Genomic DNA, 16,955 nt, shown 5'->3' with positions numbered 1-16,955 from the left:
TTGCCTGAGTCTTGCGCTTTCAGGCATCGCAAGCCCAGATAATTCGGAATCAGAGTGACTTAATAGATAAATGACAAGTCTTCCGTTATTTTTTTAAGCCTGGAGAAAAACTGCTCAACCTCAAGTTTTAAACCTTTTTCTTTTCTTACGACGATATTGTAAAGATCATAGCGCTCGTCATTTTTTTCGAGTTCGACTATTGTAATATATTTCGAGCCTTTATTTCCTTCTAAATAGTAGATTTTGTCAGTATATATATCTTCGTAATAGCCCAGAGCAAAGGTCGGCTTGACTGTGCGGGAATTTTTGAAGCGTTTTTTTTTGCTTCCGAGGGAGGCGTTAATTGAGTTAAGAAGCAATAGGTAATTTTTCACGAAATATGAAATAGTAAGTGTAGGGCGTTTTTGTTGTAAGTTCGAGAACGCTGAACGAGAGGAACAGGGAATTATTGTATCTTTTAAGGTCGGGATCGTTGTTGGTTTTTGCATAGATGCTCCTTTTAATTATAGAACTATTCCGGGAAATAGTTCAACGATAAGGATACTCTTGCACGTTGATTATATGCAAAACTGGAAAAAAAATAAAGTAGAAAGAAATCCGGGGCCTTAGGAGAACATATCCTTTTTCCATAAGACAAAAGCAGTCAGGCTCATTGAGCAAAAGGAAATGAAGACAACGGCAATGAATCCCCAGGGACTTTGATTTAAGGGAACGTGGACGTTCATTCCAAAGAAACTGGCTATCATTGTCGGAACGGCAACGAGGATCGTGACCGAAGTTAAGTATTTCATAACGATGTTCAAATTATTTGAAATGATTGAGGCAAACGCATCCATCATACTTGTAAGGATGTTGCTATGTATTTCGACTGTTTCTATGGCTTGTCTATTTTCGATGAGTACGTCTTCGAGCAATTCTTCATCGTCCTCGTATTTTTTTAAGACTAGCTGGTGATTATTTGTGCTGATGATCCGCAATAATTTCTTTAAGACGACGTCATTATCTTTTAGCGAAGTAGTAAAGTATACTAAACTTTTTTGCCAATCGAGCAACTGAAATAAGGCATTATTCTTAATGGACCTGCGAAGATCTCTTTCTAAATTGTCTGTCTGATGGTTAATATACCTCAAATACTTCAAGTAGATCTTTGCTGATCGGTATAAGATCTGTAAGAGGAATTGAGTCTTTTTAAAGGTGCAGAATGTCATGGCATTTTCGGAATTAAAGTAGGTTAAAACATTATTTTCTTTTACGCAGACAGTGATAAAATATTCATTTGTAATGATGATCCCTAGCGGCAATGTATCAAAGTTATTGTTCGTCTCGTCCATAATAGGAATATTGGTAATAAGAAGGATATAGTCGGATTCTATTTCAATACGGGATAACTCTTCCCTGTCCAAGGCTGCTTTTAAGAAGTCGGCTGGGACGTTTGTTGCTTCAGCTACGGATTTTAATTCGTCACCTGTGGGTTTGACGAGATTGAACCAGCTACCCTTATCTACAGATTCCAGCGTTAAAGAGTTTAATGCTTTCCCATCACTTTTATAAATTGATAACATAAGCAATACCTCTGCGTGGTTTGAATGAGAATATCTCGAGCATGTATAAGATAGGTTAACAGGCACTAAAAGTCAAGCCTGTTTAACTCTTTAATAGCAAATAGCAGGGGTGTAGCCTCGGCGCGCCCCTGCTATTTGTGTATTGCTAATAACTTGTTTCAAGTTATTCTCTCTTTAAATAAACAGGATAAAATATTATACTGTTTAGAAATTTGAAAAGAATTATCTGGGATAATCGAGGAGCTTTTACGTGAAAAAAATATTTGTTAAACAGAAAGTTGAAAAAAATATCCGTGCCGGCCATCCCTGGTGTTTTTCCGGAGCTATTGAAAGTGCTGAGGAATCAATAGTAAACGGAGAGCTATGTGAGGTGTTCTCTAAAGATAAATTCCTGGGGATTGGCTACTATAATAGATTATCTGATATTAGTTTACGAATAATAACCAGGGTAAAACAATCAATAGATACCGGTTTTTTTATTAAGCGTTTTGAAATGCTCAAGCAGAGCAAGGAAGAATTCCTGCGCAATACCAATGCCTATCGATTGGTTTTTGGCGAAAGTGATAATCTTCCTGGACTGGTTGTTGATAAATATGGAGATGTTCTTGTTGTTCAGGTCCACACTTTAGGGATAGAACTTCTGAAGAATATCATTGTTAATGCCCTAATTAATGTTATGCAGCCGTCAATGATCTATGAGCGAAGTGATCTGGGAGTAAGGAAAAAAGAAGGCATGCCGGTCGTCGAGAAGCATTTGCTTTATGGAAAGCAGGTTGATGAAGTAGAAATTGAAGAGCACGGCTTTCGTTTTCTGGTAAATGTCGTCGAAGGGCAGAAGACCGGGTTTTTCCTTGATCAGCGGGAAAACCGGCTGGACCTGGTGCCTTTCTGCAAGGGTAAAAAAGTTTTGAACTGTTTTTCTTATACCGGCGGTTTTTCTGTTTATGCGGCTTCTGTCTGTGAATCTGTGTGCAGTGTGGACATTTCGAAACCAGCTATGGAAGTAACAAGAAGAAATTTTGTTTTAAACGGGTATGATATCGATCAGCATAAGTTCGAGGCCCGAGATGTTTTTGATTACCTGAAGGAATTGAAACGCGGTGCCTATGACGTTATTATTCTTGATCCGCCGTCTTTTGCTAAAAACCGGTTGCAAGTTTCTAATGCAATAAAGGCCTATATTACTATCAACTCAAAAGCCTTGGAAAAGCTTGAACCGGGAGGGATTTTGGTGTCTTCTTCCTGTACCGCGCACGTTGATGAACTGACGTTTATTAAGATTTTGCATCAAAGCTCTGTGAATACGGGATGTCAGCTGAAAGTCATTAAATCGAATTTTCAGCCATTTGATCATTCTTATAATCTGGCCTTCCCAGAGGGAAGATATTTGAAGTTTTTTATTATGCAGAAGTTACCGGTTGTGTAGTTTTGATGTTGTCTCGGTGATACTTGATCATACGAATGGCGCGTAAGATATCAGCTGCAACCAGAATATCGGTTTTGCCTTTTTTTTCGTTGAACAAGTAGCTTGTTTCCAGGAATTCGATGGCTTCATCTTCCGTCATATTCTCGTTCAGATTTTGTTTCATGAATTTTTCTGCCTGCTCAATGAAAAAAGACATGTCGATATCCGAAATAAATTCTTCAAATTTCTGGCTAATATGGTTAAATTTTATTTTCATTGTGTATACCTTATATTCACGAAGGACCGTGACGAAAATTATTAAATCACCAAAGTATACTATTATTATAAGGTATATGTTATGTTCGTCAACTAGCCATTACAAGTTTAATAGGGCAATCGAATCCTAAATCAGCATAGTTGTTGGGTGGGAAAAAAATATTATCTGGAAATAGTTAGGCTGTGATTGCCCTGTCCATATTAATTAACACTTTATAAAATGCACGAATTTTGTTATATTTTATAGGTCCCACTTTTTAAAATAATAAGCATTATGCTGAGGAAAATTATGGATACCATACATGAAGAAATACAGATTAGAAGAACATTTGCGATAATTAGCCATCCGGATGCCGGGAAGACAACCCTTACCGAAAAGCTTCTCCTTTTTGGCGGCGCGATTCAAACTGCCGGGGCAGTTAAATCCAAAAAGAATGATAAATCGACTGTTTCTGATTTTATGGAGATCGAAAAACAGCGTGGGATATCGGTTGCCACTTCAGTAATGGGGTTTCATTACCGGGGCAAGAAGATTAATTTGCTGGATACTCCGGGCCACGCGGACTTCTCGGAAGATACCTACCGTACCCTGACAGCGGTTGATAGTGCGCTAATGGTAATTGATTCTACCAAAGGTGTGGAAGAGCGAACAAGGAGCCTGTGCCAGGTATGTAGTATGCGGAGCACGCCGATTATCACGTTTATGAATAAGCTTGATCGCGAAGGCCGTGACCCGTTTGAAGTGCTTGATGAAGTGGAAAAAGAACTCAAAATAAAAGTTTGTCCGCAAAGCTGGCCGATCGGGATGGGGAAACTGTTTAAAGGTGTCTATAGTATATATGAAAACCGGGTTATATTATTTAAACCCCATGGCAAACAGGACAGCGTGGGTGTTGTAGAGATCACAGACATTAATGATCCGAAGCTGGATGAGCTGCTCGGAGATCAAGCCCAGAAGCTGCGTGAAGATGTTGAGATCGTCAAAGGTGTCTATCCTTCTCTTGATATCAAGGAATATTTGGACGGACGCATTACTCCGGTGTTTTTTGGGAGCGCGGTTAATAATTTCGGGGTCAGAGAGCTGCTTGATTGTTTTGTTGATCTTGCGCCGCCGCCGGTATCGCGAATGACAGATATTCGGGAAGTTCAGCCGGATGAAAGCAAATTTACCGGGTTCATTTTTAAGATACATGCCAATATGGATCCTAACCACCGGGACCGGATTGCGTTTTTGCGAATCTGCTCCGGGATTTTTGAGAGAAATAAACGGTATTATCATGTCAGGTCCGATAAGCCGTATAAAAGTGCCAATCCCACTGCCTTTATGGCACAGGATAAAACGATAATCGATCAGGCGTTTCCTGGAGATATCATCGGGCTGCATGATACTGGAACGTTTAATATCGGAGATACCGTTACCGAAGGCGAAAAGCTTAATTATATCGGTATTCCTCGATTTGCGCCTGAGATATTTAAGTATGTTATCAACCTCGATCCTATGAAGTCCAAACAGTTGAATAAAGGTTTGGAGCAACTGTCTGAAGAAGGGGTAGCGCAATTTTTTACCAAAATGACGACCGGCCAAAAATTAATCGGTGCTGTCGGTGCTCTTCAGTTCGAGGTTATCCAATATCGCTTGAAAAATGAGTATAATGCTTCTTGTAGGTTTGAAAGCGCCGAATATGCTATTGCCTGCTGGATAGCAAGCAGTGATCAGGGTGCTATGGATAATTTCCGTCGATACTATGCTTCGCAAGTGGCGAAAGATAAAGAGGGGAAATTGGTGTTCCTGGCGAAAAGCAAATGGATGCTTGAGCGAACCCAGGAAGATTATCCAAAAATAGAATTTCATTTCACCTCAGAGTTTTAGATTTATTTGTAGGGGCGCGCCGATGGCACGCCCCCGACGTCCCTACATTTCCTTTTGTTACCCGGAAAATCACGAATTGAAATATTCACTAAGAAGAGTATAGTTCCCACCATAGGCTGTGTCACATTATCAAGCTGGGAAGGTGTATCGCTATGAAGAAAGAAACCGGGAGAGTAACGATCCATGGACGGGAGTATGAAACCGTAGCCTCCCGTATTAAAAAGTTCAGGGATGACCATCCTGATTATACCATTGAGACAATCATAATTGAGCGCAACGAAGACCTGGTGGTGATGAAAGCAACCATCAAAGATAAAGAAGGCAAAATCTTAGCGACCGGGCATGCGGAAGAAGTAAGGACCTCTTCTGCCATTAACCGGACCTCCGCTGTAGAGAATTGCGAGACTTCTTCGATAGGTCGGGCCTTAGCTTGTTTGGGGTATATTGGCACTGAGTTCGCGAGTGCTGACGAAGTAGCTATTGCGCTGCAACAACAGCCCCAACCGCCCCATCTGCGTCCGGTATCCCGACCCAGTGCCGATCAAGCGAAGAAAGCTGTTCCGGGACAGTTGAGCAGCATAAAAAGGTCCTTAACCATCAACCCTGATCTGATGTCCGGAATATTGAAAAAATATAATGTAGCTGAAAATAATTTAAATGAGCTGAGCTTTGAAGATGCTAAAAATGCCATGATCGAATTCGGAACAAGGGCCCAACCTGAGGAAAAAGCTGAAAAAATTTTAGAGTCAGGGTTAGAACTCGATATGGAAGAGAATAGGGATAGAATTCCGGTAGAGTATTCAGTGAGCAAGCGACGCTTAGCTGATTTGTTGAAAGGAAAAGATGCTCATTTGATAAAAGGTTTTGCCGGTGTATTACATCTTGATATGAAAAACCTGAGTAATTTTACTGAGAGCGAGACAATGAGCCTTTTGGCGGCTTATGATAACTGGGAAGCCAGAAACAAACGAGCTTAGGCGAGCGACAATGGGAAGTCAAACAAATCTTTCATGGAACAGAAAGCTTGCAGAGATAGTATTAGTTGCAGTAATCTACATTATTATTGCCAGGCTTGGTGTGATTATATCCGGTCAACTGGTGAGTGTTTCTGGTTTATGGCCATCGGCTGGTATAGCTTTGGCTGCCCTTTTGCTTCGGGGATATTACCTCTGGCCAGGGATTTTTCTGGGGGCAGTATTCGGTGGCGGGATTCTGGATAGCGCAAGCACTCCTTTGCTGATCTCTTCTATTCTCGTGAGCTTGTGCTTTGGGGTCGGGATGACACTTGAGGCCATGTTGGGCACTTTTTTGATTAAGAGGTTCATCCCCGATCCTAATCCTTATAATCGGCGTAAAGATGTATTTGTGTTTATTATTATAGCCCTTCTCAGCACGATAACGAATGCATTTGTCAGTGTTTTAAGCCTCATTTTTACCGGATTTGCTCCCAGCTCTTCGTTCCTTTTCACCCTGCTTATCTGGTGGTTCGGTGATTTTGTCGGTATTATTCTGGTTGTGCCTATTATACTGATCTGGATAGGAGCGCCCTGGTGGTACCGGAGAGTACAAGATAATCCGGGGGAGCTGTTGCTTTTACTTATTCTTATCCTTGTTACCAGTGCAGCTATTTTTCAAGTATTTTTCAATTTTGATCTAGGAGATTATCCAGTACAATTTCTGCTGTTGCCTTTTCTTCTCTGGGCAGCGGTCCGGTTTGGGCAACTTGGGGTTGTGCTGTTTGTGCTTAGCGAGTTAATTTTCGCAAGTATTGGAACCCTGAATCGGCGTGGACCGTTTATGCTTCCGTCGCTTAATTCCTCGCTACTGCTGCTGCAAGCATACATCGGAACGATTTCTGTTGTCGGGCTGACACTCGCGGCTTCAATCACCGAGCAGTTAAAAGTACAAAGTGATCTCAAAAAACTTTCAGAAAATCTCGAGCTGCAGGTGAGAGAACGTACCGGGCAAGTAGAGAAGGGAAATGCCAAGTTACGGGCAGAAGTGCAGGAAAGAAGAGAAGCCGAACAGGCCCTCAGGCAGTTGAGTGCGTCACTTGAGCAGCGAGTTCAAGAACGTACAACCGAATTGGAATTGGCCAATAAAGAGTTGGAAAGCTTTAGCTATTCAGTTGCTCATGATCTTCGTTCCCCACTGCGCAGCATTGATGGATTCATAAGTATTTTGAAGGAAGAATGTTTTCCTGAAACAGATGAGAAATCAAATAAATATTTTAACCGTGTTCATGCAGCCGTAATGCATATGGGGCAACTTATCGAAGATTTGCTGAAGTTAACGCAGGTATCACGAAAAGAGATAGAGGTTAGAGATGTTGATTTAAGCGACTTGGTACAACGAATAGCCGATGAACTTATGAGTGAGCAGACTGACCGGAAGGTTGAATTCAAAATCCAGGAAGGGATTATTGTCCCTGGCGACAAGCAGTTACTGGGAATTCTAATCAATAACCTTCTTGATAATGCCTGGAAGTTCACTCGAACGAGGACTCCGGCAGTTATTGAGTTCGGCTCAATCAACGTTGATACCTCAAAGGCCTATTTTGTTCGTGATAATGGTATCGGCTTTGATATAAGATACGCCGATACTATTTTCAAACCTTTTTCCCGTCTTCACAGCACTGATGAGTTCCCTGGTACAGGTATCGGGCTTGCTACTGTCCAGCGTGTGGTTCAGCGGTTAGGCGGCAGGATATGGGTTGAAGCGGAAGTTGACAAAGGAGCAACGTTTTATTTTACCTTTATCGCATGAACTTCGACTTGTAACCGCAATTTATTCCAGATTATTTTTTTTAACCCACCCAACAAAGAAGTTGGGTGGGTTAATATTAGTCGCCCTGGCATCCCGCGATCAAATATCGGGTTGATGGGTTTCCTTACACCAATGACAGTTTTCAAAAAATATCACATATGGTATATATATACCCTGGTACAATCAAAACTAATTTATAAAGAACTAGGGAGGGGCAGTTATGTCAAAAGAGACGTTTCAATATCAAACGGAAGTCCAGCAATTATTAGACCTGGTGATCCATTCACTCTATTCGAATAAGGACATTTTCTTACGCGAATTGATTTCAAACGCTTCGGATGCGATCGATAAGATACGGTTTGATGCCATAACCGACCAGAATTTGTTGGAGAACAATTCCGATTGGAAGATCAAGCTTGCTTTCGATGAATCGGCAAAGACGATCACTGTTTCGGATAACGGTATCGGCATGTCAAAAGAAGAAGTTATCGAGAATATCGGTACTATTGCCAAGTCAGGGACCAAAGAGTTTCTTAAAGGGCTGCAAGAGAAAAACCTTACCAATAACCCAGAATTCATCGGTCAGTTCGGGGTTGGGTTTTATTCGTCATTTATGATTGCGGACAAAGTTACCCTGATTACGAAGCGGGCAGGCGAGGAGTCAAAGTCTGTGCTTTGGGAATCTGTTGGAGATGGTTCCTATACCGTGGAAGAAACCACGAAGGCAGCTCGAGGAACCGATATTATTCTTCATCTCAAAGAAGAGGCCTTAGAATATCTTTCTGAATGGAAAATAAAGGATATCGTCAAAAGATATTCTGATTACGTTGAGCATCCGATTGTGATGGACGTCGAAAAGGAAGAGAAAGCCGAAGAAGGCAAAGAACCCGAAAAGAAAGTAGTTGAAGAAGTCCTTAACTCGCAGAAGGCTATATGGGCTAAACCGAAGAAGGATATTTCCGAAGAAGAGTACAAAGACTTCTATAAGCATATTTCCCATGATTTCACCGATCCTCTGGAGACTATTCATTACCATGCCGAAGGCTCGACCGAATTCAAGGCGCTGCTCTACATTCCGGCGAAAGCTCCGATGGACATCCACTGGAAAGACTACAAAGGCGGCCTTAATCTGTACGTTAAACGTGTTTTCATTATGCATGACTGCAAGAAAATCATTCCTGAATATATGCGATTCCTTAAAGGTGTAGTCGATTCGAGCGATTTGCCTTTGAATGTATCCCGCGAAATCCTCCAGGAAGACAGGAATATCGAGAAACTTAAGAAAAATATTACCTCCAAAATCATCAAAGCATTACAGACAATGCAGGAAAAAGAGAGCGACAAATATCTAACCTTCTACAAGGAATTTGGACGGGTACTAAAAGAAGGGCTCCATTATGATTTTGACAACAAAGATCAGATAAAAGACCTTTTGTTATTTGAGACGACAAAAACCGAAGCCGGAAAAATGATCTCGCTCAAAGACTACAAAGCGCGTATGCCGGAAGATCAGAAGGAGATCTTTTATATTAATGGTGAAGAACGTAAAGAACTTGAGAGCTCGCCATTGCTGGAAGCCTTCAAGAAAAAAGGGTATGAAGTCATCTTCATGACCGATCATATTGATGAGTTCATCCTGCCTTACATTTATGACTATGATAAGGTAAAACTCCAGTCGGTAGAGAAAGGTGATCTCGAACTCGATACGGAAACCAAGCAACAGAAAGAAGAAAAAGAGAAAGAATATAAATCGCTGCTTGATGTAATTAAAGATAACCTGAAAGAAGAAATCAAAGATGTCCGTCTTTCTTCCCGGCTGACTGATAGCGCCAGCTGTTTAGTTGCAGGCGAGGATTCCATGACCAAAAGCATGGAACAGCTCCTTAAGTCTATGGGCCAGGCAGTTCCTTCATCAAAGCGTGTTTTGGAAATCAATCCTAATCATAAGATACTGGAAGTAATGGATGCGCTCTATAAAAAGGACCAGGCAAGTCAGCAATTGAAAGATTATTCGTTGTTGTTGTATGATCAGGCGCTTCTAACAGAAGGCTCAAAGGTAAAAGATCCTCAGCTGTTTGCGAAGATGATTAGCGATTTGATGGTTAAAGCTGGAGTGTAATATTATAAATACAGTATAGCACGCTTTTTTGCGTGCTATACTGCTAGCGATCGCAAGATTGTTATAGTACTCTTACTCGCCGATGTCCCCAAAGTGTATTCATTTTTCCAGTAGACTATTCGAAATAAAGTGATAAAATACCCTCGACTAAGAACTTGTATTGAGACTTGATTTAAATGTTGAGAAAAATACAAAAAAACAATTGGGAGGGAGAAAAATATGAAAAAAATGAGAGCTTTAAGTTTGTTTTTTATAGGAGTTATGGTGCTTACAATGTTTGGTTGCGCAAAACCTCAGCCAAGCAATACGTTGGGAACCCCAGGTGGCAATCAAATGCAAAATGAGGAGCAAGGCGGGGCGGCACCACAGACTCAACCGGACGGAACAATGCCGACAGAAAATATGCCGCAGGAGCAAGCTACACCGAACACAGCGCCGGGAACAACGGAATAATAAGCCGTTTTTTTTGCTGCCAGAGGGGTTTGTCCAGACAAACCCCTTATTTTTTTTCTGTCTCACTCATGTATTCTCCTGATCCTGTCCGAAAGTTAAAATTCGAAAAAATAAAATAGGTTGAGTTTAATTTAGCTAAATTATAATTTGACAAAAATAGCTATAATCAATATTCTGATGTCTCATGTGAATATTCAGTTATTTTTTTAAATTCGGAGGTAGCCAATGTCGATCGTAGATCCTTTAATTATTGCGGGGGAAAAATTCTCTTCACGTTTGTTTACCGGTACCGGTAAATTTTCTTCTGTCGAAGTAATGCGCGGAGTACTTGAATCTACCGGGACGCAAATGATTACTGTTGCCCTTCGCCGCGTTGACCTCTCAAACCCGGATGATAATATCCTTGGATCAATTGACCGGCAGAAATACCGGATTCTTCCGAACACCTCCGGTGCAAGAAATGCCGAGGAAGCTGTTCGGCTTGCCCGCATGGCAAAAGCCACTGGAATCAGCAACTGGATAAAGCTCGAGGTTATTCCTGAACCTCGTTATCTTATGCCTGACGGAGAAGAAACACTCAAGGCCGCCAGAATATTAATCAAAGAAGGCTTCGTTGTCCTTCCTTATATCCAGGCAGATCTTATTCTTGCTAAGAAACTGGAGGAAGAAGGCACAGCAACGGTAATGCCCCTGGCTTCTCCTATCGGGTCTAATCAAGGATTACGCATGATTGACTCCCTTAGAGCTATAATTGAGCAAGTCAATATCCCGGTTGTTATTGACGCCGGTATCGGCAGACCATCTGACGCAGCTTTAGCGATGGAGCTTGGCGCCGACGCTGTCCTTGTTAATACTGCCATCGCCACAGCACACGATGCCGTTGGTATGGGCAGGGCATTTAGGTTATCAACGGAAGCTGGCCGTATAGCATACCTGGCAGGACTGGCATCTTCCGGGCATCATGCCTTTGCCTCAAGTCCTTTAGAGTGGTTAAGTAGAAAATGACCTTCAGTCAGTTTGTCAGCACCATTAATGAAGACGCTCTTTACCATTCGGTTGGCTGCACTGCTAACGAGAATATTCCTGTCATTTTAGAAAAACAATACCTGGATTACCAGGATTTTCTCGCTCTTTTATCTCCTGCTGCGGGACCTTATCTCGATAAAATGATCGAACGGGCGCGCAAGATGACACGGGACCAGTTCGGCAATACGGTACGGCTGTATGTTCCATTGTATTTATCAAACGAGTGCATTAATTCTTGTGTCTACTGCGGTTTCAATCATGGTAAAAAAATCAGGCGTAAGACATTAAACAAAGAAGAGCTTCTCAAAGAACTAACGATCTTAAAAAAAATAGGGTTTCAGCATATTCTGCTATTAACCGGGGATAAAGCTGAAGTAGCCGGAGCAGATTACGTTACAGAAGCCATAAAATTAACTTCGGAATATTTCCCTTACATATCGCTGGAAATTTTTGCAGCAACAGCGGAAGAATACTCAAAGTTTGCTGCTGCCGGTGCTAATGGTCTGACAATCTATCAGGAAACCTATCATAAGCCTACCTATAAAACGATGCATCTTAAGGGTCCCAAAAAGGATTACCTGTGGCGGCTGGACAGTCCGGACAGGGCCTTGAGCGCTGGAATCCGCAAGATCGGGATCGGAGCATTGCTTGGTCTCTATGATTGGCGATACGAGATGGCCCTGGTTGGAGCACACGCTTATTATCTGGCTAAGCAGTATTGGCGAGCTGAATTGTCAGTTTCTTTTCCTCGTTTGCGTGATATTTCCGGGAAATTGTTTCAGACCTATCAGGTAGATGACAAGAGTCTCGTCCGGATTATTACCGCATTCAGGTTGTTTCTTCCGTGGATAGACCTGGTGCTTTCAACCAGAGAGTCGGCTTCGTTGCGGGACCAATTAGTCGGTATAGGAATAACCCAGATCAGTGCAGAATCACGAACGAACCCCGGAGGTTATAACCAGTCGGACTCATCGGAGCAATTCTCTGTTGCTGATAACCGGTCGCTGGAGGAAGTCAAAATAATGCTCGCGCAAAAAGGCTTTGATCCTGTATTGAAAGATTGGTCATATGAGTTGCAAGGCAATTCGGTTTAGCTGGACAGTGAGCGTATTAAGAGGAGGAAAAATATGAATCTTATTATTAATGGCGAAAATCGAGAAATCATTCATAGTTCCACGGTCTTAGAACTCCTGCAAGAATTGAGCCTCAATCCCGAAATAACTATTGTCGAGAGAAATCTTGAGATAGTCGGCAAAGAGCTGTACGGTAACGAGCCAATCGCTGCCGGAGACGCAATCGAAATAATCCGTTTCATGGGTGGCGGTTAATATTCGTACGTCATGAAAAGAAGTTTTCAGCTATTTCCAAATCATTTCCTTAATTCGCCTCCACTTATTTATATTAATACTTGACGGTATTTCTTTTTCTTGATTTAATTCATACTATGCATATAGGAATTGGGGTATCGCAATGAAGGTATCAACGAGAACACGGTATGGACTGCGTTTTTTAATTAATCTAGGCATTAATTATGGCAAAGGGACAATGCAGCTCAAAGAGATTGCCGAGAAAGAACAAATTTCCGAGAAGTATCTGGAACAGATAGTTACCGTGCTCAAGCTCTCCGGTGTTATTAAAGCATTGCGCGGCGCTTACGGCGGCTACAGTTTGGCTAAGTCTCCGGGACAGATTACCGTCAAAGAGCTTTTTGAGATCCTCGAAGGCGGCCTTGCCCCGATAGATTGTCTGGAAGACAAAGAAAATTGCAGCAGATATGAAGAATGCGTTATTAATGAGTTCTGGCTAAAGTTAATGGACCATATGTGTGCGTTCCTTGTGTCGTATACGTTGGAAGATCTGGTAGACATGTATAGAAAGAAAAAAGATCTCCCGATGTTCTATATTTAGTTCAGGGCAGGTAATTATGGATTAATCCGGCGGGATACCGGAAAAAGACAGCTAAAATATGACTTAAAAATAGTAAAGAAAAGTTTTGAACTCTTCAGCTTGATTGGAGAGAAAATAACCACCCACTTATGCAAAAAATGAAGAGAGTTAAGTGGATGATGGGGAGGCAATTACCATGGAATATAATATCGAAACCTTAGCGTTGCATGCCGGATATGAAGTTGACGCGACAACCTTAGCGCGAGCAGTACCTGTACACCGGACAAGCTCATATGTATTCAAAAACGCCGAGCATGCTGCGAACTTGTTCGGTTTAAAAGAACCGGGCTATATTTATTCCCGGCTGGGTAATCCAACACAGGATGTCCTGGAGAAAAGAGTAGCAGCCCTCGAAGGTGCGCCGGCAGCCTTGGCATTAGCCTCAGGGACGTCCGCTATTTTTTATTCGATCATTAATATATGCTCTGCCGGAGAAGAGATTGTTTCGGCAACCAACCTGTATGGAGGGACGTATACGATGTTTCACGACATCCTTCCTCAGTTTGGAATCACCGTTAAGTTTGTGAACCCGATAGACCTGCAAGGTTTTGAATCGGCAATCAATGCTAAGACCAGGGCCGTTTTCATTGAGACCATTGGCAATCCTGTACTGGATGTTCTAGATATCAAAGCTGTTGGGGATATTGCCCATAAGCATAATCTTCCGCTGATCGTTGATTCAACCTTTACCACGCCATTTCTACTACGACCGATTGAACATGGTGCCGATATAGTTGTTCATTCTCTGACAAAATGGCTCAGCGGACATGGTACAGGCATTGGCGGTATAGTGGTCGATGCGGGTAAATTCAACTGGAAAGATCCGAAGTTCAAGCTTTTTAACGAGCCGGATGGAAGTTATCATGGTTTGAGGTATGCTCATGATCTGGGAGACCTAAATCCGATCGCTTTTATTATGCGGATGAGACTCGTTCCTCTCAGAAATCTTGGCGCCTGTATCGCTCCTGACAATGCGTGGATGTTCCTTCAGGGAATCGAGACACTCCACCTGCGTATGGAACGTCATTGTGAAAATGCTTTGAAAGTGGCCGAATTTCTCAGTTCCCATCCAAGTGTTGACTGGGTTCGTTATCCTGGGCTTGCGAGTGATCCGGCCTATCCGCTGGCCAGCCGGTATCTTAAGAACGGTTTTGGCGGCATGGTTGTTTTCGGGGTAAAAGGCGGAAGAAGTGCCGGGGAGAAATTCATTGATAATCTTCACCTGTTCTCTCATTTGGCGAATGTCGGGGATGCCAAGTCATTAGCTATACATCCGGCAAGCACCACCCATTCACAGCTTAGTGAAGAGGATCAACGCATGGGCGGCTTAAGTCCTGAGTTAGTTCGGCTTTCGATAGGGATCGAGAACATAAAGGATATTATTAAGGATATTGATACGGCATTAGCGCACATCTAAGGACTGATGGCATTGGTGTAAGGAAGGTCCCCAATATTTCCTCTTCCAAACCCGACCTTAAAAGTAGTACAATAGGTTCTGTTTTTTATGGCAGATTATATTAGCAAATACTCTTTTAGAGCGGCATAAAGGAATCCATAATGGAAATAATCGAAGAAATTAAACGTTTGAAAAAAGAAAAAGATGCCTTAATCCTTGCTCATAATTATCAACGTCCGGAAGTTCAGGAAATCGCTGATTATTGTGCCGATTCCCTGGAAATGGCACGTGTTGCGGCACGGTCTGAGAAACGAATGATCATTATCTGCGGAGTACAGTTTATGGCAGAAACGGCCAAGATCTTGGCCCCGGATAAAAAAGTGCTGATTCCGAGAAATGACGCAGATTGTCCTATGGCCAATATGATCACGGCGGAAGATGTCATTAAACTGAAAGAGCAATATCCAAAGGCAAAAGTAGTAACGTATGTTAATTCTCTGGCAGATGTTAAAGCTGTCACTGATGTCTGCTGTACCTCAGCAAATGCGGTAAGCGTGGTTAAGAATATTGATGCGCAGCAGATTATTTTCGGACCGGACAAAAATCTGGCAGCATATTGTCAGCGGTTTGTTGATAAAGAGATCATTCCCTGGAGTGGCTTCTGTTACGTTCATTCCAAAATTACTGGGGACGAAGTTCGTCAGGCAAAAGCCGCGTATCAAAAGGCTGTGTTGCTCGTTCATCCGGAATGCGAACCGGAAATTGTTGATATGGCAGATGTAGTGCTTTCAACCAGCGGCATGTTGAAGTATGCCGGAGAGTCAGACGCGAAGGTATTTCTCATCGCAACAGAAATGGGTATTATCTACCGGCTCAAAGTAGAAAATCCCGGCAAAGATTTTTATCCTGCCGGTACGTTAAAAACCTGCCTGAATATGAAAAAGACTTCCATTCAAGATATATATCTGGCGCTCAAAGATGAGCAGTATGAAATTAAATTATCTGATGAAATTATTCAATCGGCGAAAAGATCGCTGGAAGAGATGATAAAGTATGGATAAAGGGACCGTAATTGTTGGAATGAGCGGAGGTATCGATTCTTCGGTAACCGCCGCTCTCCTAAAAGACCAGGGCTATAATGTTATTGGCGTAACAATGCAGATTTGGGATGGCGGCTGTACCCCTTCAAACGGCGTTACCCAGCATGCCTGCTATGGTCCGGGAGAAGAAGAAGAGATTGCCCAGACCGAAAAAATATCCCGGCAGTTAGGTATCCCCTTCCATGTTATAGACTTAAGAAAAGAATACAAGCATCACGTGCTTGATTACTTCAGGCAGGAATATCTTTTCGGGCGAACCCCGAATCCGTGTATCAAATGTAACAGCAAGATCAAATTCGGGGCGCTACTCGATAATGTCAAAAAAAGTAATATCTCATTTGATTACTTCGCTACAGGTCATTACGTTAATGTCGCCTATAACGAAACCAGTCAGCGGTACCTGCTCAAGCGCGCAAAAGACCTTAAGAAGGATCAGACGTATTTCTTGTTTTATCTGTCACAAGAACAGCTTAAACAGTGTATCTTCCCGTTAGGTCAGTATACCAAAGAAGAGATCCGGGAGATGTCGAGACAGAAAGGCTTCGGACTTGAGAACAAACCTGAGAGCCAGAACTTCGTTGCTCAAGGCTATACGAGCCTGCTCGAAGGTGCTACGCTGCCGGGACCGATCTTAGATACGCAGGGTAAGAAGCTTGGCGAACATAAAGGAATTCATTATTACACGGTCGGGCAGAGAAAAAGGCTTGGGATCGCAGCGGAATATCCGCTTTATGTGGTGGCAATTGACCATACGAACAATGCGGTTGTCGTTGGGCCCAAAGAGGATATTTACAGTAATCGGCTTATCGCGTCTGAGCTTAACTGGATCAGTATCGACAGGCTCAGTGAGCCGATGAAATTAAGCGCAAAAATACGCTATGTGCAGCATGAAGAAACCGCCTGGGTTGAGCCATTGGAAAATGGAGATATCCGTGTTACTTTTGATAATCCGCAGATGGCGATAACTCCCGGACAGGCTATCGTTTTTTATGATCAGGATACGGTTGTTGGAGGCGGAATTATTCAAAAATAATG

General features: G+C 42.4%; 16 protein-coding genes. 13 read left to right on the top strand and 3 right to left on the bottom strand.

From position 1 onward, the window contains the following. Positions 1-59: 59 nt before the first annotated feature. Complete coding sequence (locus DKM50_09340) at positions 60-488, bottom strand: hypothetical protein (GenBank protein PZM79458.1); 429 nt, start codon at positions 486-488, stop codon at positions 60-62. 117 nt (positions 489-605) lie between these two features. Further along, positions 606-1,562: a magnesium transporter CorA family protein gene (locus tag DKM50_09335; protein PZM79457.1), complete on the bottom strand. Its 957-nt coding sequence runs from the start codon at positions 1,560-1,562 to the stop codon at positions 606-608. A gap of 250 nt (positions 1,563-1,812) precedes the next feature. On the opposite strand from DKM50_09335, the gene DKM50_09330 reads away from it, so the two are divergent. Further along, the gene (locus tag DKM50_09330) at positions 1,813-2,988 is read left to right on the top strand and encodes an rRNA large subunit methyltransferase I (GenBank protein ID PZM79456.1); all 1,176 of its coding nucleotides are present in this window, start codon (positions 1,813-1,815) and stop codon (positions 2,986-2,988) included. Here the strand turns inward: DKM50_09330 and DKM50_09325 are convergent. Further along, a complete protein-coding gene (locus DKM50_09325; GenBank protein PZM79455.1) occupies positions 2,963-3,244 on the bottom strand; it encodes a hypothetical protein in 282 nt (93 codons plus the stop codon). The genes DKM50_09330 and DKM50_09325 overlap by 26 nt on opposite strands. Before the next feature lie 288 nt (positions 3,245-3,532). On the opposite strand from DKM50_09325, the gene DKM50_09320 reads away from it, so the two are divergent. From DKM50_09320 to DKM50_09265, 12 genes are all read left to right on the top strand, one after another. Next, positions 3,533-5,113 carry a peptide chain release factor 3 gene (locus DKM50_09320; protein PZM79454.1) on the top strand — a complete coding sequence of 527 codons (1,581 nt, stop codon included), beginning with the start codon at positions 3,533-3,535 and terminating at the stop codon, positions 5,111-5,113. 152 nt (positions 5,114-5,265) lie between these two features. Then, positions 5,266-6,090, top strand: coding sequence for a hypothetical protein (locus DKM50_09315; protein ID PZM79453.1), 825 nt, complete (start codon positions 5,266-5,268; stop codon positions 6,088-6,090). After that, positions 6,056-7,879 (top strand): hypothetical protein, encoded by a 1,824-nt coding sequence (locus tag DKM50_09310; protein PZM79452.1) that lies wholly within the window; start codon positions 6,056-6,058, stop codon positions 7,877-7,879. Before DKM50_09315 ends, DKM50_09310 begins: the two co-directional genes overlap by 35 nt. A gap of 220 nt (positions 7,880-8,099) precedes the next feature. Then, positions 8,100-9,998 (top strand): molecular chaperone HtpG, encoded by a 1,899-nt coding sequence (locus DKM50_09305; protein PZM79451.1) that lies wholly within the window; start codon positions 8,100-8,102, stop codon positions 9,996-9,998. Between the two features lie 219 nt (positions 9,999-10,217). Then, a complete protein-coding gene (locus DKM50_09300) occupies positions 10,218-10,451 on the top strand; it encodes a hypothetical protein (GenBank protein ID PZM79450.1) in 234 nt (77 codons plus the stop codon). 225 nt (positions 10,452-10,676) lie between these two features. Then, complete coding sequence (locus tag DKM50_09295) at positions 10,677-11,456, top strand: thiazole synthase (protein PZM79449.1); 780 nt, start codon at positions 10,677-10,679, stop codon at positions 11,454-11,456. Beyond that, positions 11,453-12,571: a 2-iminoacetate synthase ThiH gene (locus DKM50_09290; GenBank protein ID PZM79448.1), complete on the top strand. Its 1,119-nt coding sequence runs from the start codon at positions 11,453-11,455 to the stop codon at positions 12,569-12,571. Before DKM50_09295 ends, DKM50_09290 begins: the two co-directional genes overlap by 4 nt. A gap of 33 nt (positions 12,572-12,604) precedes the next feature. Then, positions 12,605-12,805, top strand: coding sequence for a thiamine biosynthesis protein ThiS (thiS, locus tag DKM50_09285; GenBank protein ID PZM79447.1), 201 nt, complete (start codon positions 12,605-12,607; stop codon positions 12,803-12,805). A 142-nt stretch (positions 12,806-12,947) separates the two neighbouring features. Beyond that, positions 12,948-13,385 (top strand): hypothetical protein, encoded by a 438-nt coding sequence (locus DKM50_09280; protein ID PZM79446.1) that lies wholly within the window; start codon positions 12,948-12,950, stop codon positions 13,383-13,385. Positions 13,386-13,560: 175 nt separating this feature from the next. Beyond that, a complete protein-coding gene (locus DKM50_09275; protein ID PZM79475.1) occupies positions 13,561-14,841 on the top strand; it encodes a bifunctional O-acetylhomoserine aminocarboxypropyltransferase/cysteine synthase in 1,281 nt (426 codons plus the stop codon). Between the two features lie 140 nt (positions 14,842-14,981). Beyond that, the gene (locus DKM50_09270) at positions 14,982-15,881 is read left to right on the top strand and encodes a quinolinate synthase (protein PZM79445.1); all 900 of its coding nucleotides are present in this window, start codon (positions 14,982-14,984) and stop codon (positions 15,879-15,881) included. Then, positions 15,874-16,953 (top strand): tRNA 2-thiouridine(34) synthase MnmA, encoded by a 1,080-nt coding sequence (locus tag DKM50_09265; protein ID PZM79444.1) that lies wholly within the window; start codon positions 15,874-15,876, stop codon positions 16,951-16,953. The genes DKM50_09270 and DKM50_09265 overlap by 8 nt, the downstream gene beginning before the upstream one ends. Positions 16,954-16,955 lie beyond the last annotated feature (2 nt).

This window comes from Candidatus Margulisiibacteriota bacterium (genome assembly GCA_003242895.1).
Classification (GTDB): domain Bacteria; phylum Margulisbacteria; class Riflemargulisbacteria; order GWF2-39-127; family GWF2-39-127; genus GWF2-39-127.
The sequence above is the reverse complement of the archived record's forward strand: the minus strand, read 5'-3'. Positions and strand labels throughout refer to the sequence as shown.